The organism is Streptomyces sp. SM18 (assembly GCF_002910775.2).
Classification (GTDB): domain Bacteria; phylum Actinomycetota; class Actinomycetes; order Streptomycetales; family Streptomycetaceae; genus Streptomyces; species Streptomyces halstedii.
In genome coordinates, this window is record NZ_CP029342.1 from 1,310,735 (window position 1) to 1,332,503 (window position 21,769).

General features: G+C 71.3%; 21 protein-coding genes. 9 read left to right on the forward strand and 12 right to left on the reverse strand.

Annotation, left to right across the window (positions count from 1 at the left end):
• The first annotated feature begins 137 nt into the window (after nucleotides 1-137).
• A complete protein-coding gene (locus B9S64_RS05740) occupies nucleotides 138-818 on the forward strand; it encodes a transglycosylase SLT domain-containing protein (protein ID WP_028440454.1) in 681 nt (226 codons plus the stop codon).
• Between the two features lie 138 nt (nucleotides 819-956).
• Here B9S64_RS05740 and B9S64_RS05745 read toward each other — a convergent pair whose 3' ends face one another.
• Nucleotides 957-3,527 (reverse strand): FHA domain-containing protein, encoded by a 2,571-nt coding sequence (locus B9S64_RS05745; RefSeq protein WP_103490439.1) that lies wholly within the window; start codon nucleotides 3,525-3,527, stop codon nucleotides 957-959.
• 289 nt (nucleotides 3,528-3,816) lie between these two features.
• On the opposite strand from B9S64_RS05745, the gene serB reads away from it, so the two are divergent.
• Entirely contained in the window at nucleotides 3,817-5,085 is a 1,269-nt protein-coding gene (serB, locus tag B9S64_RS05750; RefSeq protein WP_103490438.1) for a phosphoserine phosphatase SerB, read from the forward strand.
• 93 nt (nucleotides 5,086-5,178) lie between these two features.
• On the opposite strand, the gene B9S64_RS05755 is transcribed toward serB, so the two are convergent.
• The 4 genes from B9S64_RS05755 to B9S64_RS05765 all read right to left on the reverse strand — a co-directional run bounded on the left by B9S64_RS05755 (nucleotide 5,179) and on the right by B9S64_RS05765 (nucleotide 7,622).
• Nucleotides 5,179-5,697: a histidine phosphatase family protein gene (locus B9S64_RS05755; protein WP_103490437.1), complete on the reverse strand. Its 519-nt coding sequence runs from the start codon at nucleotides 5,695-5,697 to the stop codon at nucleotides 5,179-5,181.
• An 86-nt stretch (nucleotides 5,698-5,783) separates the two neighbouring features.
• The gene (locus B9S64_RS05760; protein WP_103490436.1) at nucleotides 5,784-5,993 is read right to left on the reverse strand and encodes a hypothetical protein; all 210 of its coding nucleotides are present in this window, start codon (nucleotides 5,991-5,993) and stop codon (nucleotides 5,784-5,786) included.
• Between the two features lie 184 nt (nucleotides 5,994-6,177).
• A complete protein-coding gene (locus B9S64_RS34890) occupies nucleotides 6,178-6,294 on the reverse strand; it encodes an SGM_5486 family transporter-associated protein (protein WP_093531249.1) in 117 nt (38 codons plus the stop codon).
• A gap of 17 nt (nucleotides 6,295-6,311) precedes the next feature.
• Entirely contained in the window at nucleotides 6,312-7,622 is a 1,311-nt protein-coding gene (locus tag B9S64_RS05765) for a CynX/NimT family MFS transporter (protein WP_374936054.1), read from the reverse strand.
• Nucleotides 7,623-7,742: 120 nt separating this feature from the next.
• Between B9S64_RS05765 and B9S64_RS05770 the strand changes: the two genes are divergently transcribed.
• On the forward strand, nucleotides 7,743-8,444 hold the full coding sequence (locus tag B9S64_RS05770) for a FadR/GntR family transcriptional regulator (protein ID WP_103490435.1): 702 nt from the start codon (nucleotides 7,743-7,745) through the stop codon (nucleotides 8,442-8,444).
• A 115-nt stretch (nucleotides 8,445-8,559) separates the two neighbouring features.
• Here the strand turns inward: B9S64_RS05770 and B9S64_RS05775 are convergent, their stop codons facing one another.
• From B9S64_RS05775 to fabG, 3 genes are all read right to left on the reverse strand, one after another.
• A complete protein-coding gene (locus tag B9S64_RS05775; RefSeq protein WP_103490434.1) occupies nucleotides 8,560-8,931 on the reverse strand; it encodes a hypothetical protein in 372 nt (123 codons plus the stop codon).
• A 217-nt stretch (nucleotides 8,932-9,148) separates the two neighbouring features.
• Nucleotides 9,149-9,916: an enoyl-ACP reductase FabI gene (gene fabI / locus B9S64_RS05780; protein WP_028440446.1), complete on the reverse strand. Its 768-nt coding sequence runs from the start codon at nucleotides 9,914-9,916 to the stop codon at nucleotides 9,149-9,151.
• A 5-nt stretch (nucleotides 9,917-9,921) separates the two neighbouring features.
• Nucleotides 9,922-10,641, reverse strand: a complete 720-nt coding sequence (gene fabG, locus B9S64_RS05785; RefSeq protein WP_028440445.1) for a 3-oxoacyl-[acyl-carrier-protein] reductase — start codon at nucleotides 10,639-10,641, stop codon at nucleotides 9,922-9,924.
• Between the two features lie 235 nt (nucleotides 10,642-10,876).
• On the opposite strand from fabG, the gene B9S64_RS05790 reads away from it, so the two are divergent.
• The 3 genes from B9S64_RS05790 (at nucleotide 10,877) to tyrS (ending at nucleotide 15,284) form a co-directional block, all read left to right on the forward strand.
• On the forward strand, nucleotides 10,877-12,400 hold the full coding sequence (locus tag B9S64_RS05790) for a TldD/PmbA family protein (protein WP_093531235.1): 1,524 nt from the start codon (nucleotides 10,877-10,879) through the stop codon (nucleotides 12,398-12,400).
• A 168-nt stretch (nucleotides 12,401-12,568) separates the two neighbouring features.
• On the forward strand, nucleotides 12,569-13,963 hold the full coding sequence (locus tag B9S64_RS05795; RefSeq protein ID WP_103490433.1) for a metallopeptidase TldD-related protein: 1,395 nt from the start codon (nucleotides 12,569-12,571) through the stop codon (nucleotides 13,961-13,963).
• Nucleotides 13,964-14,015: 52 nt separating this feature from the next.
• Nucleotides 14,016-15,284 carry a tyrosine--tRNA ligase gene (gene tyrS, locus B9S64_RS05800; protein ID WP_103490432.1) on the forward strand — a complete coding sequence of 423 codons (1,269 nt, stop codon included), beginning with the start codon at nucleotides 14,016-14,018 and terminating at the stop codon, nucleotides 15,282-15,284.
• 167 nt (nucleotides 15,285-15,451) lie between these two features.
• Here the strand turns inward: tyrS and B9S64_RS05805 are convergent, their stop codons facing one another.
• Complete coding sequence (locus B9S64_RS05805) at nucleotides 15,452-15,736, reverse strand: GlsB/YeaQ/YmgE family stress response membrane protein (protein WP_103490431.1); 285 nt, start codon at nucleotides 15,734-15,736, stop codon at nucleotides 15,452-15,454.
• A 214-nt stretch (nucleotides 15,737-15,950) separates the two neighbouring features.
• Here B9S64_RS05805 and B9S64_RS05810 point away from each other — a divergent pair, with 214 nt between their 5' ends.
• Both B9S64_RS05810 and B9S64_RS05815 read left to right on the forward strand, forming a co-directional pair.
• Nucleotides 15,951-16,328, forward strand: a complete 378-nt coding sequence (locus tag B9S64_RS05810; RefSeq protein ID WP_103490449.1) for a DUF3099 domain-containing protein — start codon at nucleotides 15,951-15,953, stop codon at nucleotides 16,326-16,328.
• A 219-nt stretch (nucleotides 16,329-16,547) separates the two neighbouring features.
• Entirely contained in the window at nucleotides 16,548-16,796 is a 249-nt protein-coding gene (locus B9S64_RS05815) for a hypothetical protein (protein WP_103490430.1), read from the forward strand.
• Here the strand turns inward: B9S64_RS05815 and moaA are convergent.
• From moaA to B9S64_RS05830, 3 genes are all read right to left on the reverse strand, one after another.
• A complete protein-coding gene (gene moaA, locus B9S64_RS05820; RefSeq protein WP_219818772.1) occupies nucleotides 16,779-17,768 on the reverse strand; it encodes a GTP 3',8-cyclase MoaA in 990 nt (329 codons plus the stop codon). The two genes, B9S64_RS05815 and moaA, sit on opposite strands and share 18 nt — an antisense overlap.
• A 158-nt stretch (nucleotides 17,769-17,926) precedes the next feature.
• Nucleotides 17,927-19,561, reverse strand: coding sequence for a cation acetate symporter (locus B9S64_RS05825; protein WP_103490428.1), 1,635 nt, complete (start codon nucleotides 19,559-19,561; stop codon nucleotides 17,927-17,929).
• Nucleotides 19,558-19,923 (reverse strand): DUF485 domain-containing protein, encoded by a 366-nt coding sequence (locus B9S64_RS05830; protein WP_103490427.1) that lies wholly within the window; start codon nucleotides 19,921-19,923, stop codon nucleotides 19,558-19,560. The genes B9S64_RS05825 and B9S64_RS05830 overlap by 4 nt, the downstream gene beginning before the upstream one ends.
• 304 nt (nucleotides 19,924-20,227) lie before the next feature.
• Here B9S64_RS05830 and B9S64_RS05835 point away from each other — a divergent pair, with 304 nt between their 5' ends.
• On the forward strand, nucleotides 20,228-21,757 hold the full coding sequence (locus B9S64_RS05835; RefSeq protein ID WP_103490426.1) for a S8 family serine peptidase: 1,530 nt from the start codon (nucleotides 20,228-20,230) through the stop codon (nucleotides 21,755-21,757).
• Nucleotides 21,758-21,769: the final 12 nt, after the last annotated feature.

Genomic DNA, 21,769 nt, shown 5'->3' on the forward strand with positions numbered 1-21,769 from the left:
CCGGCTTCGTACGTCACACCTTTGCCAGGGCATTTTGCTGGCGCTAAGAATTGCAAGCGTCCCCGACGGAGATGTGCTTCGGCGCTTCCGTCCGCGTCCTCGCCGAGGACCCCTGCTATTCGAAGAGGTACGACTGTATGTCCATCTCCCGCATCACCAGCCGTAGCCGTCGTCTGAACAAGGCGCAGAAGCTCTCCGTGGCGGGTGTGTCCACTCTGGCCGCCGCCGGTATCGCACTCTCCCTGGTCCCCCACGACGCCTCGGCGAGCGCCGAGTCGCAGGCCGGATCCGGCGCGCCGGTCGTCCTCGCCGACAAGGCGAAGACCGACGCCCTCAAGGCGAGCGCCATCGAGAAGGACTCCACCGCGGAGAAGATCGTCAAGGCCTCCGACTCCGCCAAGGCCAAGGCCGCGGCCGAGAAGAAGAAGGCCGAGGCGGACGCGAAGAAGCGGGCGGCCGAGAAGTCGAGCCGCGCGGCCGACCGCAAGCCGGTCTACGCCAACAACCTGGACGGCTGGATCCGCGAGGCGCTGTCCATCATGCACGAGAAGAAGATCCCCGGTACGTACGAGGGCCTGCACCGCAACATCATCCGTGAGTCCAGCGGTAACCCGCGTGCCATCAACAACTGGGACATCAACGCGATCAACGGCATACCGTCGAAGGGTCTGCTGCAGGTCGTCAAGCCGACGTTCGACTACTACCACGTCGCCGGCACCAAGCACGACCAGTACGACCCGGTCGCCAACATCACCGCCGCGGCCAACTACGCCGCCGACAAGTACGGCTCGATCGACAACGTCAACAGCGCGTACTGAGCCACCACCGAGCAAGGCCTGGCAGAGCCGGACCGCCGGTCCGCAGCGTCGCGTGACCGGCCGGCACATGCCGAAGGGCGGCACCCCGCGGGGTGCCGCCCTCGGGCGTTTTCGGGTACCGGTACGGGCCCGGCGGCGCTACTTGCGCATCACCTCGGGTTCGTGGCGGCGCAGCAGCCGTGAGACGGCGGCGAAGAGGACCACGGCCATCAGCAGCAGCACCGAGATGTTCAACCCCCACTGGCCGGCCGAGTGCTCCCAGAGCGGGTCCAGGTCGGTCGGGTTCGCCGTGTCCCACGGCGGCATCAGATGGGCGAGGTCCAGCGTGGTGCCGGTGGCGGCGATCGCCCAGCGTGACGGCATCAGCCAGGCGAACTGCTCCAGGCCGGGCGATCCGTAGACCTGGAAGAGCACACCGGTGAAGACCACCTGGACGATGGCGAACATGACGAGCAGCGGCATCGTCTTCTCGGCGGTCTTCACCAGCGCGGAGATCATCAGGCCGACCATCATCGAGGTGATGCCGAGCGCGATGATCGACAGGCAGATCTCCGCGGCCGGGGCCATGAAGAGCCCCTCGTCGGGCAGCTTCCGGGTGGAGAAGCCGATCCCGCAGATGATCACGCCCTGCACGGCGGTGATCACGCCGAGGACGATCACCTTGGAGAGCAGGTAGGCGGACCGGGAGAGGCCGGTGGCCCGTTCCCGCTCGTAGATGACCCGTTCCTTGATCAGTTCTCGTACGGAGTTGGCCGAACCCGCGAAGCACATGCCGACCGCGAGGATCAGCATGATCGTCCCGGCCTTGCTGTTGAACCGGGAGGGCGGGTCGGGCTCCGCCAGTCCGAACTCGGCCGGAATGACCACGCTGACCACGCCCAGCACCGCCGGCAGGATCACCATCAGGGCGAGGAAGCCCTTGTCGGAGGCGATCACCGAGATGTACCGGCGCATCAGCGTCAGCAGCTGGGCGGTCCAGCCCTGCGGCTTCCGCGCGCGGATCTGCTGCGGCGGGGGCATGTGGGCGGGCTGGACGGCGACGGCGTCGATGTCCGCGGCGTACATCTGGTAGTGCTGCGACCCGCGCCAGCGGCCCGCCCAGTCGTAGTCGCGGTAGTTCTCGAAGGCGGAGAAGACGTCGGCCCAGCTGCTGTAGCCGAAGAAGTTCAGCGCCTCCTCGGGCGGACCGAAGTAGGCGACGGCCCCGCCGGGGGCCATCACCAGCAGCTTGTCGCAGATCGCCAGCTCGGCGACGGAGTGGGTGACGACCAGGACCGTACGGCCGTCGTCCGCCAGGCCGCGCAGCAGCTGCATGACGTCGCGGTCCATGCCCGGGTCGAGACCGGAGGTCGGCTCGTCCAGGAAGATCAGCGAGGGCTTGGTGAGCAGTTCCAGGGCCACCGAGACGCGCTTGCGCTGTCCGCCCGAGAGGGAGGTGACCTTCTTGTCCTTGTGGATGTCGAGCTTCAGCTCGGCCAGGACCTCGTGGATCCGGGCGGTGCGCTCGGCCTCGGTGGTGTCCGCGGGGAAGCGGAGCTTGGCCGCGTATCCGAGGGCTTTGCTGACCGTGAGTTCCTTGTGCAGGATGTCGTCCTGCGGGACCAGCCCGATGCGCTGTCGCAGCTCGGCGAACTGCTTGTACAGGTTCCGGTTGTCGTAGAGGACGTCGCCCTGGTTGGCGGGCCGGTAGCCGGTGAGCGCCTTGAGCAGGGTGGACTTCCCGGAGCCCGAGGGGCCGATGACCCCGACCAGGGACTTCTCCGGGACGCCGAAGGAGACGTCCTTGAGGATGTTCTTCCCGCCGGCGACCGTCACCGTCAGGTGGCGGGCGGAGAAGGAGACCTCACCGGTGTCGACGAACTCTTCCAGCCGGTCCCCGACCAGCCGGAAGGTCGAGTGGCCGACGCCGACGATGTCGTTGGGGCCGATGAGCGCCGTACCGGACTTGCTGAGCGGCAGACCGTTGACGTACGTGCCGTTGTGCGAGCCGAGGTCGCGGATCTCGAAGCGGCCGTCGGGCGTCGCCCGGAACTCGGCGTGCAGCCGGGAGACCTGGAGGTCGGAGACGACCAGCTCGTTCTCCAGGGCACGGCCGATGCGCATGACCCGGCCCAGGTCCAGCCGGTGGAAGGTGGTCGGGCTGCGCTCGCCGTGGACCGGTGGGCCACCCACCGGACCGCCCGGACCGCCCGCACCGGGCGTCGGGCCCGGCGCCCCCTGGTACGGGGCGGGGCCCTGCTGGTGCGGGACCGGCGGAGGGGCGTACCCCGTCTGCTGCTGGGCGGCGGCCTGCTGCTGCGCCGGGTCGGGCCACACGGAAGCGGCCTGTCCCGGCTGCGCTGCGGCGGGCTGTCCCGGCTGCGCTGCGGCGGGCTGCCCGCCGTAGGCCCCGGCGCCGGCGGTGGCCGCGGCGGTGAGCGTCAGCCGCGGCCCGTCGTTGGCGTTGCCCAGGTTGACCGCGACGCCGGGGCCGATCTCCGCCTGCTGGACGCGTTGGCCCCCCACATAGGTGCCGTTGGTGCTGCCGTGGTCCTCCACACACCAACTCCGCCCGTTCCAGCTGATCGTGGCATGCCGCCACGACACCCTGGCGTCGTCGGCCGTCAGATCGCCCTGCGGATCACGTCCGAGGGTGTACGACCTGGACGGATCGAGCGGCCAGGTCCTTCCGTTGAATTCCAGTACGAGTTCCGGCACTCCGCGCCCCACTAGTCGTCCCCCGTGTCGCCCCCACCGAGGGGGGCCTAGGGATGCTGAACATCGTGGGGAACTATTCCAGGACCCGTCCCGTAACGGAAAGCCGGGCGGTGTGAAGACCGGGCGCGGACCCGGCGGACCTGGCCCGACTCGGGAGGAATGGGACCGGGGCGCGGGAGCGGTGCGGTCCCCGCCCGCCGCCCCTCCCTTCCGCGTACCCCCGCTTCCGGCGGCCCCCGGGTGTCCGCTCCTCGGGACAGGGCGGGAAGCGGCCCGGCCCGCCCTATACGGTGGAGTCACCATGAGCGCATCTCAGCCACCTCGGTCTCCCCGGTCTCCTGAGCTTCCCGATGCCCCGTCCCCGCACGTCACCGGCACGGGCACACCCACGCTTCTCGTCAAGATCTTCGGGAAGGACCGGCCCGGTATCACCGCCGGTCTCTTCGACACCCTGGCCGCGTTCTCCGTCGACGTCGTCGACATCGAGCAGGTCGTCACCCGTGGCCGCATCGTCCTGTGCGCGCTGGTGACCGACCCGGCGGCCGGCGGCGCGACCGAGGGCAACCTGCGGTCCACGGTCCACAGCTGGGCGGAGTCGCTGAAGCTCCAGGCCGAGATCATCTCGGGCATCGGCGACAACCGTCCGCGCGGCGACGGCCGCTCCCATGTGACCGTGCTGGGCAACCCGTTGACCGCGGAGTCCACCGCGGCCATAGCGGCCAGGATCACCTCCACCGGCGGCAACATCGACCGTATCTTCCGCCTGGCGAAGTATCCGGTCACGGCGGTCGAGTTCGCGGTGTCCGGCACCGCCACCGAGGAGCTGCGCACCGCGCTGGCGCCCGAGGCCGCCGGGATCGGCGTGGACATCGCCGTCATGTCGGCCGGACTGAGCCGCCGGGCCCAGCGGCTGGTCGTGATGGACGTGGACTCCACCCTCATCCAGGACGAGGTCATCGAACTCTTCGCGGCGCACGCCGGCTGCGAGGAGAAGGTCGCGGAGGTGACCGGGCGGGCGATGCGCGGCGAGCTCGACTTCGAGCAGTCGCTGCACGCCCGGGTGGCACTGCTGGCGGGGCTCGACGCCTCGGTGGTGGACAAGGTGCGGGCCGAGGTGCGGCTGACTCCCGGCGCGCGCACCCTGATCCGTACGCTCAAGCGTCTCGGTTACCAGGTCGGCGTGGTCTCGGGCGGGTTCACGCAGGTCACGGACGATCTCCAGGAGCGCCTCGGGCTCGACTTCGCCTCCGCCAACACCCTGGAGATCATCGACGGGCGGCTCACCGGCCGGGTCGTCGGTGACGTCGTGGACCGGGCGGGCAAGGCCCGGCTGCTGCGGAGCTTCGCCGAGCAGGCCGGGGTGCCGCTGGCGCAGACGGTGGCCATCGGGGACGGCGCGAACGACCTGGACATGCTGAACACCGCCGGGCTGGGGGTCGCGTTCAACGCCAAGCCGGTGGTCCGGCAGGCGGCGCACACGGCGGTGAACGTCCCGTTCCTGGACACCGTGCTGTATCTGCTGGGCATCACCCGCGAGGAGGTCGAGGCCGCAGACGGCCTCGTCGACTGACCACCGGGCCCGCACTCCCGAGGCCCCGACTCCCCCACCCGTACGCACGGGCCCCGGCGCGGCATCCGCGCCGGGGCCCGTGTCCGTCCTGGCTCAGTCGTTCGGCGTCCAGTACTCGGTGAGCGTGCCCACACCGGGCTCCAGACTCTTCCAGGGTCCCTGGAACTCCACCACCGCGAAGGCGGCGGTCGAGAAGCCGTCCCTGGTCAGCCGGGTCAGCGTGTCCCCCCGGGCCTGACCGGCCAGGACGTCCGCCACCCCGTGCATCCCCGGGTTGTGGCCGATCACCAGCAGCGTACGGACGTCGTCGGAGACCTCGTTGAACAGGGCGATCAGCTCGCCGACGGAGGCCTCGTACAGCCTCTCCTCGTACACGGTCCTGGGGCGCCGGGGGAACTCGTGGACCGCGAGCTTCCAGGTCTCACGGGTCCTGCTGGCGGTCGAGCACAGAGCCAGATCGATGTCGATACCGGAATCGGCGAGCCGTCGGCCGGCGACGGGGGCGTCCTTGCGTCCCCGGTCGGCCAGGGGCCGCTCGTGGTCGGACTCCTGCGACCATTCCGCCTTTGCGTGCCTGAGAAGGACGATCCTGCGAGGTGTTTCGGCGCTCATACACCTCAGCTTCGCACGAAACGCACGTCCGGGCGCAGGGTGTTGGGGTGCTCCGCCGGTACGGGCCGGGGGGCCGGCCGGCGGCCTCACCTGGGGAGCAGTTCCATGATCAGCCCGACCAGGCGTCCGACCGCCGGATCGCCGGCGGCCGCGTGGGCCTGCCCGGGTCCCGTGATCAGCAGGAGCAGCGCGGCGAAGGCCAGGGCGGGCAGCGCGACGGCCCACCAGGGCAGCCGGATCCCGACGGCGTGGTCCGGGGCGGCAGGGTGGGTCCGGGTCTCTGTACGGGCCGGCATGTCCGCCTCCTGGGGTTCCGGTGCCGATACCGAAAACCTACGGACCCGCCGGTGCCGGGCCCATCCGGCGACCCACCCACTCGACCCTGAACCTGACCCCCTAGGGGATGGTGGGGACAGCCCCACCATCGGGCCCGCGTCCGCCCGGTCCAGGGCGCTCGGCGCGGCACCGCCGCGCCCGGGATCAGGGGGAGGCGATCGTGGCGATCACTCCGATCACCACCGAGATGAGCAGCATCGCCCCGAGCACGAGGAGGAGCTTCTTCTGACCGTTCTGGGGGTGCGGATCGAGCACTGGCATGGGCTCAGTCTCGCATCTCAGCACTCGTCCTCGATCACCCGGTCCCGCCCGGCGAGCACGCCCGCCACCGTCTGGGGCACCAGGAGGCCCGCCATCAGGGCGAGCGGCAGACCCCAGCCACCGCTGTGCTGGTACAGCACGCCGACGAGCAGCGGGCCGGGGATGGAGAGCAGGTAGCCGATGGACTGGGCGAAGGCCGAGAGCCGGACGACCCCGGCGCCGGTGCGGGAGCGCATGCCGATCATGGTGAGGGCGAGCGGGAAGGCGCAGTTGGCGATGCCCAGGAGCACGGCCCAGATCCAGGCGCCGCTCGCCGGGGCCAGGTAGAGGCCGGCGTAGCCGACCAGGCCGCTGCCGCCCAGGACGAGGACGATCGGGCCCTGGGTCCGCAGCCGGGTGGCGACCCTGGGGATGACGAAGGCCAGGGGCACGCCCATGGCCATGATCACGGCGAGCAGGACACCCGCGGTGCCCGCCGAGACCCCCGCGTCCCGGAAGATCTGCGGCATCCAGCCCATGGTGATGTACGCCGCCGTGGCCTGGAGGCCGAAGAAGCAGGCGAGCGCCCAGGACGTACGGCTGCGGGTGATCCGCGGCGCGGGAGCGGGCGCCAAGGTTGCCGCGGGCTTCGCCTCGTGCCGCTCGGCGGAGCCGGTACGGTCCCGTACGAGCGCGAGCCAGGGCACGACGGCGAGGAGGGCCGGCACCGCCCAGACGGCGAGCCCGGTCTTCCAGCTGCCGCCCAGCGCGTTCGTCATGGGCACGGTGAGGGCGGCCGCGAACGCCGTACCGAGGGCGAGCGCCATGGAGTAGAGGCCGGTCATGGTGCCGACGCGGTCGGGGAACCAGCGCTTGACGATCACCGGCATCAGGATGTTGCTGACCGCGATGCCCATCAGGGCGAGCGCGCTGGCGGCGACGAACCCGGCCGTGCCGCCCACGAAGGGGCGCAGCAGCAGCCCGGACGCGATGGCGGCCATGCCGGTGCAGACGACGGCTCCGGGGCCGAAGCGGCGGGCGAGCCGTGGCGCCATGAACCCGAAGAGGGCGAAGCAGAGGGGCGGTACGGAGGTGAGCAGACCGGCGACGCTGCCGCTCATGTGCAGCCCGTCGCGGACCTCCTTCATGAGGGGGCCGAGGCTGGTGATGGCGGGCCGCAGGTTGAGGGCGGCGAGGACGAGGCCGACGGCGACCAGGCGCAGCACCCAGGGCGACGGTCCGGGGGCGGCCTTGCGACCGGTACCGCTACCGGCACCGGGGCCGGGGCCGAGATCGGGGGCGGGCGCGGGGTTCAGGGTGGGAGACTCCTCATGGGGCATGGAACCCATCATAGAATCATGGGATGATTAACTGTCCACCCCGGCTCTCCCGCTGAGACAATCGGCGGACGGGTCGACAGGCCGCACTTCCCGCACCGCCCCGGTCCGGGGCCACGAGCAAGGAGCACCATGGCGCTGACGTCTCCGCGGCGGTCGGCTCTCGCCGACCAGGTGATCGCCCAGCTGAGGAACCAGATCACGGCGGGCGAGTGGCCCGTGGGTTCACGGATCCCGACCGAGCCCGAGCTGGTCGAGCAGCTGGGGGTCGCCCGCAACACGGTGCGTGAGGCGGTGCGCGCCCTGGCGCACAACGGGCTGCTGGACATCCGCCAGGGCTCCGGCACCTATGTGGTCGCCACCAGTGAGCTGGCCGGGGTGATGCACCGCCGGTTCGCGGACGCCGACCCCCGGCACGTCGCCGAACTGCGCTCCACGCTGGAGTCCTCGGCGGCCCGGCTGGCCGCGGTGCGGCGCACCGACCGGGACCTGCGGCAGCTGGACACGCTGATGGCCCGGCGCGAGGCGTGCTGGGAGACCGGGGACACGGAGGCGTTCGTGGCCGCCGACGCCACCCTGCACCTGGCCGTGGTCGCGGCCTCCCACAACGACGTGCTCACCGAGCTGTACGCCGACCTGAACGATCTGCTCCGCGACTACCTGCGGGGGGACGTGGGCCCTCGGCTGCGGCCGGAGGACTACATGGACCACGGCCGGCTCGTCGAGGCGATCCGGGCGGGCGACGCGGAGACGGCCTCGTCGGAGGCCGCCGGCCACGCGCTGAAGTGCCTGCGGGACCGGATCCGGGCGTCGGGGCACGGGGCCACGGCCTGAGGATCGGGGCATCGCCGCAACGGGACGACGGCCTGAGGATCCGGACCCATCTGACCGCTCGGGACGGTGTCCGCCGCCGCACGGGACGCGACGGGACGGGACGCGACGGGACCCCTCACGGCACCCGGTGGCTGACCCAGGCCCGGCCGACCTCTTTCCAGCACCGGTCCTCCAGCCGGACCGTCCGGCCCGGCTGCACCGCGACCGCCTCGGCGTCGGCGTCCACGTCCCACCAGCGGGCGCATTCGGTGTGCAGCTGGACGAGGTCCGTCGTGGGGTACGGGTTGTGGCAGTAGGCGACGACCCGGGAGCCTTCGACCGACGTACGGCACTCGGCGCCCGAGGGCTCCGGGGACGGCGCCGCGGGTGCGGCCGCCCCGCTCCCGGCCACCCGGCTCGCCGCGCTGACGGCGACCGGGGCGAGGAGACCGGCGACGGCCGTCGCCGTGGCCACCAGGGCCCAGGTCCGGCGACGTGTGGAGCGCACAGCGGTCTCCTCCCCACAGCCTGACCGAAAGTCCGGTTCCTCCATATTCTGCGGTGGGCCGGTCATCTTTTCGACCCGAGACACCGGGAGCCCCCTGACCAGCACTCCCTGTCCGGGCCCGGCCCCCGCTCCCGGACGCGCGACGGCCGCGTACCAGGACTCCTCGCGAGGAGCGGTACGCGGCCGTCGGCGGCGGGCCAAAGCGGCCCGCCGGGGCTCAGGCGCCCATCATGTGCACGCCACCGTCGACGTGGATGATCTCGCCGGTGGTCTTCGGGAAGAAGTCCGAGAGCAGCGCGACGATGCCGCGGCCGGCCGGCTCGGGGTCGGCCATGTCCCACGCCAGCGGCGAACGGTGGTTCCAGACGTCCGCGAGCTCGTCGAAGCCCGGGATGGACTTGGCGGCCATCGAGCGGAGCGGCCCGGCGGAGACCAGGTTGCAGCGCAGACCGTCCTTGCCCAGGTCGCGGGCGAGGTAGCGGGAGGTGGCCTCCAGCGCGGCCTTGGCGGGGCCCATCCAGTCGTACTGGGGCCAGGCGTACTGCGCGTCGAAGGTGAGGCCGACGATGGAACCGCCGTCGCTCATCAGCGGCTTGCAGGCCATGGCGAGCGACTTCAGCGAGAACGCCGAGACGTGCATGGCCGTGGCGACCGACTCGAACGGCGTGTTCAGGAAGTTGCCGCCGAGCGCGTCCTGCGGCGCGAAGCCGATGGAGTGGACGACGCCGTCCAGCGAGCCGAGCTCCTCGCGGACCAGCCCGGCGAGCCGGTCCAGGTGCTCGTCGTTGGTGACGTCCAGCTCGATGACCTTGGCGGGCTTGGGCAGCTTCTTCGCGATGCGCTCGGTGAGCGTCGGCCGGGGGAAGGCGGTGAGGATGACCTCGGCGCCCTGCTCCTGGGCCACCTTCGCGGCGTGGAAGGCGATGGACGACTCCATCAGCACACCTGTGACGAGGATGCGCTTGCCGTCGAGAATTCCGCTCATGGTGATCAGTGACCCATGCCCAATCCGCCGTCAACGGGAATGACGGCTCCAGTGATGTACGACGCGTCGTCGGACGCCAGGAAGCGCACCGCGGCGGCGATCTCGGCGGGCTGCGCGTAGCGGCCGAGCGGGACCTGCGACACGATGCCCTTGCGCTGCTCGTCGGTGAGCACCTGGGTCATGTCGGTGTCGACGAACCCGGGCGCGACGACGTTGAACGTGATGTTCCGCGAGCCGAGCTCACGGGCCAGCGACCGGGCGAAGCCGACCAGGCCCGCCTTGGACGCCGCGTAGTTGGCCTGTCCGGCCGACCCCAGCAGGCCGACGACGGAGGAGATCAGGACGACACGGCCCTTCTTGGCGCGCAGCATCGCGCGGTTGGCGCGCTTGACCACGCGGAAGGTGCCGGTGAGGTTGGTCTCCACGACGGACGTGAAGTCCTCCTCGGACATCCGCATCAGCAACTGGTCCTTGGTGATACCGGCGTTGGCCACCAGCACCTCGACGGGACCGTGCTTCTCCTCGATCTCCTTGTAGGCCTGCTCCACCTGTTCGGTGTCGGTGATGTCGCACCGGACCGCCAGGCAGCCCGCGTCGGTGAGCGCCTGGGGCGGCTCACCGGAGCGGTAGGTGATCGCGACCTTGTCGCCGTTGTCGGCGAAGGCGCGGGCGATGGCGAGGCCGATGCCCCGGTTTCCTCCGGTGACGAGAACCGAGCGGCTCAACGGATCACCCTTTCCTTGTCGGTCTGGTACCTCGAAAACCTATCGGTACCGCGCCGGGTGAGGGGACTCGGCCCCTGACAGCGCCTTCGGCACGGCACTGTCGGGTTCCTACAGCGATGCCCCCGGCGCGCCGCGGCGGGCGCGCGTCGTGTCCCCGGCCCGCGAACCGGTAGCCGCCCGGTGGGGCTTCCGCGCGTGATTCACTGCCAGGACCATCTCAGAAGGGGAGGCCCGCGTGGCCCACGAGGTAGATCAGTCGTTCCTGGCCCTGCCACTGCGCGCCCTCGCCGACGCGGCCCTGGCCCGCGCCCGCGCGCTCGGGGCGGCGCACGCCGACTTCCGGTTCGAGCGGGTGCGCGGCGCCACCTGGCGGTTGCGCGACGCCCGGCCCTCCGGGACGTCGGACACCACCGACCTGGGGTACGCGGTCCGCGTGGTGCACGGCGGGGCGTGGGGGTTCGCGTCCGGCGTGGACCTGACGATGGACGCGGCGGCGAAGGTCGCGTCGCAGGCCGTCGCCATGGCGAAGCTCTCGGCGAAGGTGATCGCCGCGGCCGGTTCCGACGAGTTCGTCGAGCTGGCGGACGAGCCGGTGCACGGGGAGCGGACCTGGGTGTCCGCGTACGAGGTCGATCCGTTCTCCGTACCCGACGAGGAGAAGGCCGGGCTGCTCGCCGAGTGGAGCGCGCGGCTGCTGGCGGCCGACGGGGTGGCTCACGTGGACGCCTCGCTCATGGCCGTCCACGAGAACAAGTTCTACGCGGACACGGCCGGCACCGTCACGACGCAGCAGCGGGTGCGGGTGCATCCGCAGCTGACGGCCGTGGCCGTGGACTCCGCGACCGGTGAGTTCGACTCGATGCGCACCATCGCGCCGCCGGCCGGGCGGGGCTGGGAGTACCTCACGGGCACCGGCTGGGACTGGGACGCCGAGCTGGAGGGCATGCCGGGACTGCTGGCCGAGAAGATGCGGGCGCCGAGCGTCGAGGCGGGCCGTTACGACCTGGTCGTCGACCCGTCCAACCTCTGGCTGACCATCCACGAGTCGATCGGCCACGCCACCGAGCTGGACCGGGCGCTGGGCTACGAGGCGGCGTACGCGGGAACCTCCTTCGCCACCTTCGACCAGCTGGGCACGCTGACGTACGGCTCCCCCGTGATGCACGTGACGGGGGACCGCACCGCCGAGCACGGCCTCGCGACCGTGGGGTACGACGACGAGGGCGTCGAGGCGCAGTCCTGGGACCTGGTCAAGGACGGCAAGCTGGTCGGCTACCAGACCGACCGCCGGATCGCGAAGCTGACGGGCCTGGGCCGGTCCAACGGGTGCGCGTACGCGGACTCCCCCGGCCATGTCCCCGTCCAGCGCATGGCGAACGTCTCCCTGCGGCCGGATCCGGGCGGGCTGTCCACCCAGGACCTGATCGGCGGGGTGGAGCGCGGGATCTACGTGGTCGGCGACCGCTCCTGGTCCATCGACATGCAGCGGTACAACTTCCAGTTCACCGGGCAGCGGTTCTTCCGCATCGAGAACGGCAGGCTGGCCGGCCAGCTGCGGGACGTGGCCTACCAGGCGACGACCACGGACTTCTGGGGCTCGATGGAGAAGGTCGGCGGCCCGCAGACCTACGTCCTGGGCGGCGCGTTCAACTGCGGCAAGGCCCAGCCGGGCCAGGTCGCCGCCGTCTCCCACGGCTGCCCCTCCGCCCTCTTCCGGGGTGTCAACATCCTCAACACCACGCAGGAGGCCGGGCGATGAAGCGGTGCGCGCTGTCCGGCCGGGGGTCCGGGGGTCGCCCCCCGGGCAAGCACAGTCTCAACACCACGCAGGAGGCCGGGCGATGAAGCGGTACACGCTGTCCGGCCGGGGGTCCGGGGGTCGCCCCCCGGGCAAACACAGTCTCGACACGACGCAGGAGGGCGGGCGATGAGCCGCGTCAGCAAGCCGCACGAGATCGTCGAGCGGACGCTCGACCTGTCCACCGCCGACGGCTGTGTGGTCATCGCGGAGGAGAACTCCTCCGCCAACCTGCGCTGGGCGGGCAACGCGCTGACCACGAACGGGGTGACGCGCGGCCGGACGCTGACCGTGATCGCCACCGTCGACGGCGCCCGGGGGACGGCGTCCGGTGTGGTGTCGCGTTCGGCGGTCACCCCGGACGACCTGGAACCCCTCGTACGGGCGGCCGAGGCCGCGGCCCGTGGCGCCGGACCCGCCGAGGACGCCCAGCCGCTCGTCTCCGGGGTACCCGCGTCCCCGGGATTCACGGACGCCCCGGCCGAGACCGGCTCCGAGGTCTTCGGGGACTTCGCCCCGGCCCTGGGCGACTCCTTCGCCCGTGCCCGCTCCGGCGGCCGCGAGTTGTACGGCTTCGCCCACCACGAGATGACCTCCACCTACCTGGGGACCTCGACGGGGCTGCGGCTGCGGCACGACCAGCCCAACGGCACGCTGGAGCTGAACGCCAAGTCCCCCGACCGCACCCGGTCCGCCTGGGCCGGGCGGGCCACCCGGGACTTCACGGACGTGGACCCCGCGGAGCTCGACGCGGAGCTCGCGCGACGGCTGCGCTGGGCCGAGCGCCGCGTCGAGCTCCCGGCCGGGCGGTACGAGACGCTGCTGCCGCCGACCGCGGTGGCCGACCTGCTGATCTACCAGTACTGGTCGGCCTCCGCCCGGGACGCCGCCGAGGGCCGTACGGTCTTCTCCCGGCCCGGGGGCGGGACCCGGATCGGCGAGAAGCTGTCCGAGCTGCCGCTGACCCTGCGCGGTGACCCGCACGAGCCGGGTCTGGAGTCCGCGCCCTTCGTGATCGCCCACTCCTCCGGCGACGACTCCTCCGTCTTCGACAACGGGCTGCCGCTGGAGCCGGTCCGGTGGATCGAGGACGGCCGGCTGGAGCGGCTCACCACGACCCGCCACTCGGCCGGGCTGACGGGCCTGCCGGTGGCCCCCACGGTGGACAACCTCGTCCTGGACGGCGGCGGTGAGCGGTCGCTGGAGGAGATGGTGGCCGCGACGACCGGGCGGGCCCTGCTGCTGACCTGCCTCTGGTACATCCGCGAGGTGGACCCGGCGTCGCTGCTGCTGACCGGGCTGACCCGGGACGGGGTGTACCTGGTGGAGGACGGCGAGGTCGTCGGCGAGGTGAACAACTTCCGGTTCAACGAGTCGCCGGTCGGCCTGCTGTCCCGGGCCTCGGAGGCGGGCCGTACGGAGCGGACGCTGCCGCGCGAGTGGGGCGACTACTTCACCCGGGCCGCCATGCCCGCGCTGCGCGTGCCCGACTTCCACATGAGCTCGGTCAGCCGGGGCGTGTGACCGACTTAGACTGACCGGGCACCCACTCACACCTTCGAGGAGAGAAAAGACCGTGACGGACATCGTCGACGAGCTGAAGTGGCGCGGGCTGTTCGCCCAGTCCACTGACGAGGACGCCCTGCGCAAGGCTCTCGCGGACGGCCCGGTCACGTTCTATTGCGGCTTCGACCCGACCGCGGCGAGCCTGCACGTCGGGCACCTGGTCCAGGTGCTCACCATGCGCCGGCTCCAGCTCGCGGGCCTCAGGCCGCTCGCCCTGGTCGGCGGGGCCACCGGCCAGATCGGTGACCCCCGGCCGACCGCCGAGCGCACGCTGAACGACCCGGCGACCATCGCCGCCTGGGTGGACCGGCTGCGCGGGCAGATCGAGCCCTTCCTCACCTTCGAGGGCCCGAACGCCGCGACGATGGTGAACAACCTGGACTGGACGGCGGGCCTGTCCGCGATCGAGTTCCTCCGGGACATCGGCAAGCACTTCCGGGTCAACAAGATGCTCACCAAGGACTCGGTGGCCCGCCGGCTGGAGTCCCAGGAGGGCATCAGCTACACCGAGTTCAGCTACCAGCTGCTCCAGGGCATGGACTTCCTGGAGCTGTACCGGCGGCACGGCTGCACCCTCCAGCAGGGCGGCAGCGACCAGTGGGGCAACCTCACGGCGGGCATCGACCTGATCCACCGCCTGGAGCCCGGTGCCGAGGTGCACGCGCTGGCGACGCCGCTGATGGTGAAGGCGGACGGCACCAAGTTCGGCAAGTCCGAGAGCGGGGCCGTCTGGCTGGACCCGGAGATGACCACCCCGTACGCGTTCTACCAGTTCTGGCTGAACGTGGACGACCGGGACATCTCGACGTACATGCGCATCCTCAGCTTCAAGAACCGCGAGGAACTGGAGGAGCTGGAGCAGCTCACCCAGGAGCGTCCGCAGGCCCGGTCCGCGCAGCGCGCGCTGGCCGAGGAGCTGACGACGCTGGTGCACGGCGGCGCCCAGTGCGCGGCGGTCATCGCGGCGTCCAAGGCGCTCTTCGGCCAGGGCGACCTGGCCGGGCTGGACGAGGCGACGCTGGGCGCGGCGCTCTCCGAGGTGCCGCACGCCCGGGTCACCGAGCTGGGCCCGGTGGTGGACCTCCTGGTGGAGGTCGGCCTGTCGGCCAGCAAGTCGGCCGCCCGCCGGACGGTCAAGGAGGGCGGGGCCTACGTGAACAACGCGAAGGTCACGGACGGCGAGACCGCGCCGGCCCGCGAGGAGCTGCTGCACGGGCGCTGGCTGGTCCTGCGCCGGGGCAAGAAGAACCTGGCGGCCGTCGAGCTCACGGCCGGCTGACCCACCCGCCCGGCTGACCCACCCGATCCCCCCGGCCGGCTGATCCCCCGGTTCACCCGACCCACCCGATCCCCGGCCTGCGGGGAACACGGCACACCGCACACGGCACCGCGGCCGGTCACGCCTCTCGCGTGACCGGCCGCGGTGTTCCGCGTCTCCCCACCGGCTCAGGTTCTCCGCCGGTCGCCCCGGTTGCCCCTGATCGACTGCCAGAGCATGTCGCCGACCCCGACGACCGCGATGGCGCCGATCAGCTGGAGCACGTGGCGCGTCCAGTCGACCCCGCTGGTGTGCCGTACGCCGAGCCAGCCGGCCACGGCGTTGCCGAGGATGCCGCCGAGGATGCCGAACACCACCGTCAGCCAGAGGGGGATGTTCTGCTTGCCCGGCAGGATCGCGCGTGCGATCACACCCAGCACCAGACCCACGATGATTGCCCACAGCCAGCCCATGTCGCCTCCTCGTGCGGCGCGGTGTTCGCGCGTTCGACCAGTCTCGGTCCGCAGGGGGTACGCCGCATGCCGGACGGGGCCGTACGGGGCGCGGCCGCGGGGACCCGGCCGGGCCCGGGCGCGCCCCGGTCCCGGACCGGGCGCATACCGGGCGTACCGTAGGGAGCGGCCCGGACCGGGGACGGTCGGTGGAGCGATCTGATGGTGGTACATGATGCGGGATCAGAGGGGCGCGGAGGTCTTCCGGATCACGGGCGCCCGGCAGTCACTCGCCGACGACGTGCGTGGCCGGCAGCGGCGTTACATCATCTCGATGTCGGTGCGGACGGTCTCCGTGGTGCTGGCCGCGGCGCTGTGGAACGTCGAGCGGCACGTGGCGGTGGTGGCGCTCGCCCTGGGCGTCCTGCTCCCGTACGTCGCGGTGGTCATCGCCAACGCGGGCCGCGAGAACGCCCCTTCGCTCCCCTCGACCTTCGTGCCGGCGCCGATGCGGCCGGCCGCCCTGGGCGCGGCTCCCGCGGCCGGACCGGCGGGGCCTGTCCCGGAATCCGGGACAGCGGGTACCGCCGGAGGTACGTCCCGCCCGGAATGAGTCCGTCCGGACCGTACCAGGGGCCGGAAAGCTCAAGAAAACCTCAGATCAATCGTCAGGTTCCTGTGCACCGCACCCCGGTGCCCGTGACATACTTCGTACGCGCTCCGCATCCCCCGTCGGAGCGATGGACCGACGCCGGGCAGCTCCCCCCGTGGCTGCCCGGCGTCGCCGTTTCCCCCGGCGGGGGTGCGGCGCGGAGCCCGTAGGGTTGACGGCGTGAACCTCCCCGATGTCTCCGCCGAGAGCGCCACCGGCGCACCCGTCTGCTCCGCGAAGGGGTGCCGCGCCGACGCGGTGTGGGTGCTCGCCTGGAACAACCCGAAGCTGCACACCCCGGAGCGCCGCAAGACCTGGCTGGCCTGCGAGGAGCACCGGGAGCACCTGTCCTCGTTCCTCGGGGTGCGCGGTTTCCTGAAGGACGTCGTGCCGCTGGAGCGGTGGGAGTCCTCAGCCACCGATCGCTGACATCGGGCGGTCGGGCTGGAGGAAGGCCGGGTCGTCGAGCCCGGAACCGGCCTTCTTGCCCCACATCGCGGTCTTCCAGATCCCGGCTATCTCCTCGTCGGAGGCGCCCGAGCGCAGGGCGCCGCGCAGGTCCGTCTCCTCCCGGGCGAACAGGCAGGTGCGGACCTGGCCGTCGGCGGTGAGCCGGGTGCGGTCGCAGGCCCGGCAGAAGGGCCGGGTCACGGAGGCGATGACGCCGACGCGGTGCGGTCCGCCGTCCACGTTCCAGCGCTCGGCGGGGGCCGATCCGCGCGCGTCCTCGTCCTCGGCGGTGAGGGTGAAGCGGGTGCGCAGCGAGGCGAGGATGTCGACGGCGGTGATCATCCCGTCGCGCTTCCAGCCGTGCTGGGCGTCGAGCGGCATCTGCTCGATGAAGCGGAGTTCGTAACCGTGGTCCACGGCCCAGGCGAGGAGGTCGGGGGCCTCGTCGTCGTTGAGTCCGGGCATGAGGACGGAGTTGACCTTGACGGGGGTGAGTCCCGCCTCGTGGGCGGCCGCCAGGCCGTCCAGCACGTCCTGGTGGCGGTCGCGGCGGGTGAGCGTGCGGAAGACGTCCGGGCGCAGGGTGTCCAGGGAGACGTTGACCCGGTCCAGGCCCGCCGCCTTCAGCGCGGCGGCGGTGCGCTTGAGCCCGATGCCGTTGGTGGTGAGGGAGGTCCTGGGGCGGGGCTCCAGGGCGGCGCACCGCTCGACGACGGAGACGAGACCGGGGCGCAACAGCGGCTCGCCGCCGGTGAAACGGACCTCGGTGACCCCGAGCCGGGTGACGGCCACGCGGACGAGCCGGACGATCTCCTCGTCGCTCAGCAGGTCCGGCTTGGCGAGCCACCGCAGGCCCTCCTCGGGCATGCAGTAGGTGCAGCGCAGATTGCACCGGTCGGTCAGTGATACGCGCAGGTCGGTGGCGACCCGGCCATAGGTGTCGATGAGCACGTGGCCCCCTCCCCCGGCTTGTCGGCGGTTACGGTCCGTCCTCATCGAGACTACGCGAGGGGTACGACATCGGGGCCGGCCGATTGCCACGAGACGGGACGGGGCCCTGTCGTAGGTCTCTACGACAGGGCCCCGGACCGTGGTGCCCGGCGGTGGGGTCAGTGGGCCCCGGTGCCGGTGAGGGACTTGACCTCCAGCTCGGCGTACTTGTCGGCGTCGGGCTCCTCCTTGGAGACGACGGAGCCGATCCAGCCGAGCAGGAAGCCCAGCGGGATGGAGATGAGGCCCGGGTTCTCCAGGGGGAACCAGGCGAAGTCGACGTCCGGGAACATCGAGCTGGCCTTGCCGGACACGACCGGGGAGAACAGCACGAGGAAGACGGACGAGGCGAGACCGCCGTAGATCGACCAGAGGGCGCCCTGGGTGGTGAAGCGCTTCCAGAAGAGGCTGTAGAGGATGGTCGGCAGGTTGGCGGACGCGGCGACGGCGAAGGCCAGGGCGACGAGGCCGGCGACGTTCAGGTCGCGGGCCATCGCGCCGAGGGCGATGGAGACGATGCCGATGGCCACGGTGGCCCAGCGGGCGGCGCGCATCTCCTCCTTCTCCGTGGCCTTCCCCCGGCGGATGACGTTGGCGTAGATGTCGTGGGCGAAGGAGGACGAGGAGGCGAGGGTGAGTCCCGCGACCACGGCGAGGATGGTGGCGAAGGCGACCGCCGAGATGACGGCGAGCAGGACGGCCCCGCCGGTGGTGCCGACCCCGCCGAGGTACTCCGCGAGCTGGGGTGCCGCCGCGTTGCCCGCCGGGTTCTTCGCCTTGATCTCGTCCGGTCCGATGAGTGCCGCGGCGCCGAAGCCGAGGGCGATCGTCATCAGGTAGAAGGCGCCGATGATGCCGATGGCCCAGTTGACGGACTTACGGGCGGCCTTGGCGGTCGGCACGGTGTAGAAGCGGATCAGGATGTGCGGCAGTCCGGCGGTGCCGAGGACCAGCGCGATGCCCAGGGAGATGAAGTCCAGCTTCGAGACGCCGGTGGCGCCGTACTTGAGGCCGGGCTCCAGGAAGGCCGCGCCGTGGCCGCTCTTCTCGGCGGCGGTGCCCAGCAGGTCGGAGACGTTGAAGTCGAACTTCCACAGCACCATGAAGGTCATCAGCAGGGCGCCCGCGATGAGCAGCACGGCCTTGACCATCTGCACCCAGGTGGTGCCCTTCATGCCGCCGATGGTGACGTAGAGGATCATCAGGACGCCGACCAGCGCCACGATGAGGATCTTGCCCGTGTCGCCGGTGATGCCGAGCAGCAGGGCGACGAGGACGCCCGCTCCGGCCATCTGGGCCAGCAGGTAGAAGATCGACACGACGATGGTGGAGACACCGGCGGCGGTACGGACGGGGCGCTGGCGCATCCGGTAGGCGAGGACGTCGCCCATGGTGTACCGGCCGGAGTTGCGCAGCGGCTCGGCGACGAGCAGCAGGGCCACCAGCCAGGCGACGAGGAAGCCGATGGAGTAGAGGAAGCCGTCGTATCCGAAGAGCGCGATGGCTCCGGCGATGCCGAGGAAGGACGCGGCGGACATGTAGTCGCCGGAGACGGCGAGGCCGTTCTGGAAGGCGGTGAACTGGCGGCCGCCGGCGTAGAAGTCGGAGGCGCTCTTGGTCTGCCGTCCGGCCCAGACGGTGATGGCCAGGGTCGCGGCGACGAACACGGCGAAGAGGGTGATGATCAGCGGCCGGTGCTCGGTCGTGGACGAGGCGGCGAGGATCACGGGGTGGGAGTGGGCTGCGGCGCTCATGCGTCGGCCTCCAGACGGGACTTGATGGCCTCCGCCTTGGGGTCGATCTTCGTCGCCGCGTGGCGCGAGTAGAACCAGGCGATGAGGAACGTGGTGGCGAACTGGGCGAGGCCGAAGACGAAGGCCACGTTGAAGTTGGCGACGACGGTGGTGCCCATGAAGTCGCCGGCGTAGCTGGACAGCAGGACGTACAGCAGGTACCAGGCGATGAAGCCGATGGTCAGGGGGAAGGCGAACGACCGGTGGGAGCGGCGCAGTTCGGCGAACTCCGCACTCTTCTGCGTCGCGACGAACGCCTCGGTCGTCGGTTGGGCGGGACTGTCGTCCGTACTGCCCGGGGGCGGCGGTGCATCGGTAGCCACGGATTCTCCTCGCGACGCGGGTGCGGTGTTCTCGGCGGTGGTTTTCATGCGGGGAGTCCTCTGCGCGTTGGGGGTGGGCGGTGACTCCCTGACAACGGCACGGAGGGCGCCGCGAAGCGGTTCACCACCCGTCCGTTCTTTTCGAACCCACGTACGGCGTAACCACCTCCCGGAGATCACACCTCGAACTCACTTGCCCGCATTCATTGATGCGCGGGCATGATCAGCGATAGCTTCACTGGTCATGTACAGACCCGGGCACACTCGTGTCCGGGTCCACGGGCACGGATGATGTGGAGAACCCATGGCTCATCTGGCATCCAGACGGACACGCGCACTCACGCTGCCCGTCGGGCTGGCGCTGACGGCCTCGCTCGCCTTCCTTCCGGGGACCGCCTCGGCCGCCGTGGCGGACGCGCCGACGGCGACGGTCCGGACGGACGGCCCGAAGCTGTCGTACGTGGTGAACACGCGCGGCGGCATCGGCACGGCGGCGCTGGTGAAGAAGGCGATAGCCAAGGCGGGCGGCACCGTCGTCACGTCGTACGACCGCATAGGCGTGATCGTCGTCCACTCGCAGAACCCGGACTTCGGGCGGGCGATACGCACGTCCTGGGCCGTGCAGTCCGCCGGGGCGACCCGTACCAACCCGATCGTCCCGCAGGCCACCACGGACATCGGGGTCGCGCAGCCCCTCACCGCCGAGCAGGCGAAGATCGCAGCCGCGGGCGCGAAGGCCGGCCAGGACGAGCTGGAGCCGCTCCAGTGGGACCTGCCCGCGATCAAGGCCGACAAGGCGCACCAGAAGTCGCTCGGCAGCAGTCGGGTGACGGTCGGTGTCATCGACACGGGCGTGGACGACACCCACCCGGACCTGGCGCCGAACTTCGACCGCGGCGCGTCGGTGAACTGCGTGTCCGGCGCCCCGGACACCACCGCGGGCGCCTGGCGTCCGGCGGCCGGTGAGAGCGACCACGGCACGCACGTCGCGGGCACCATCGCCGCGGCGAAGAACGGCACCGGCATCACCGGTGTCGCGCCCGGCGTGAAGGTGTCCGGCATCAAGGTGTCGAACCCGGACGGCTTCTTCTACACCGAGGCGGTCGTCTGCGGCTTCGTCTGGGCGGCGGAGCACGGCGTCGACGTGACCAACAACAGCTATTACACCGACCCGTGGATGTTCAACTGCAAGAACGACCCGGACCAGGGCGCCCTGGTCGAGGCCGTCAACCGGGCCACCCGCTACGCGGAGGGCAAGGGCGTCGTCAACGTCGCCGCGGCCGGCAACTCCCGCCTCGACCTCGCCCAGCGCTCGATCGAGGACGCGACCAGCCCCAACGACTCCACGACGGTGACCCGCACGATCAACCCGCGGCTCTGCCCCGACATCCCGAGCCTGCTGCCGGGCGTCGTGACGGTCTCGGCCACCGGCGCGAAGGGCCTCAAGGCCTCGTACTCCAACTACGGTCTGGGCGTCGTCGACGTGGCGGCCCCCGGCGGTGACTCCACCATCTACCAGGCTCCCGAGGCACCGGCCGACAACGGCCTGATCCTCTCGACGCTGCCGGGCGGGAAGTTCGGCTACAAGGCCGGTACGTCCATGGCGTCCCCGCACGTGGCGGGCGTCGCGGCGCTCATCAAGTCGACCCACCCGCACGCCTCGGCGGCGATGGTGAAGGCGCTGCTGACGCTCCAGGCGGACGCCACCGCCTGCGGCGCCCCGTACGACATCAACGGTGACGGCGTCATCGACGCCGTCTGCCAGGGCGGCAAGAGCTACAACGGCTTCTACGGAGCCGGTGTCGTGGACGCGCTGGACGCGGTCCGCAAGTAGGGACACGGCACA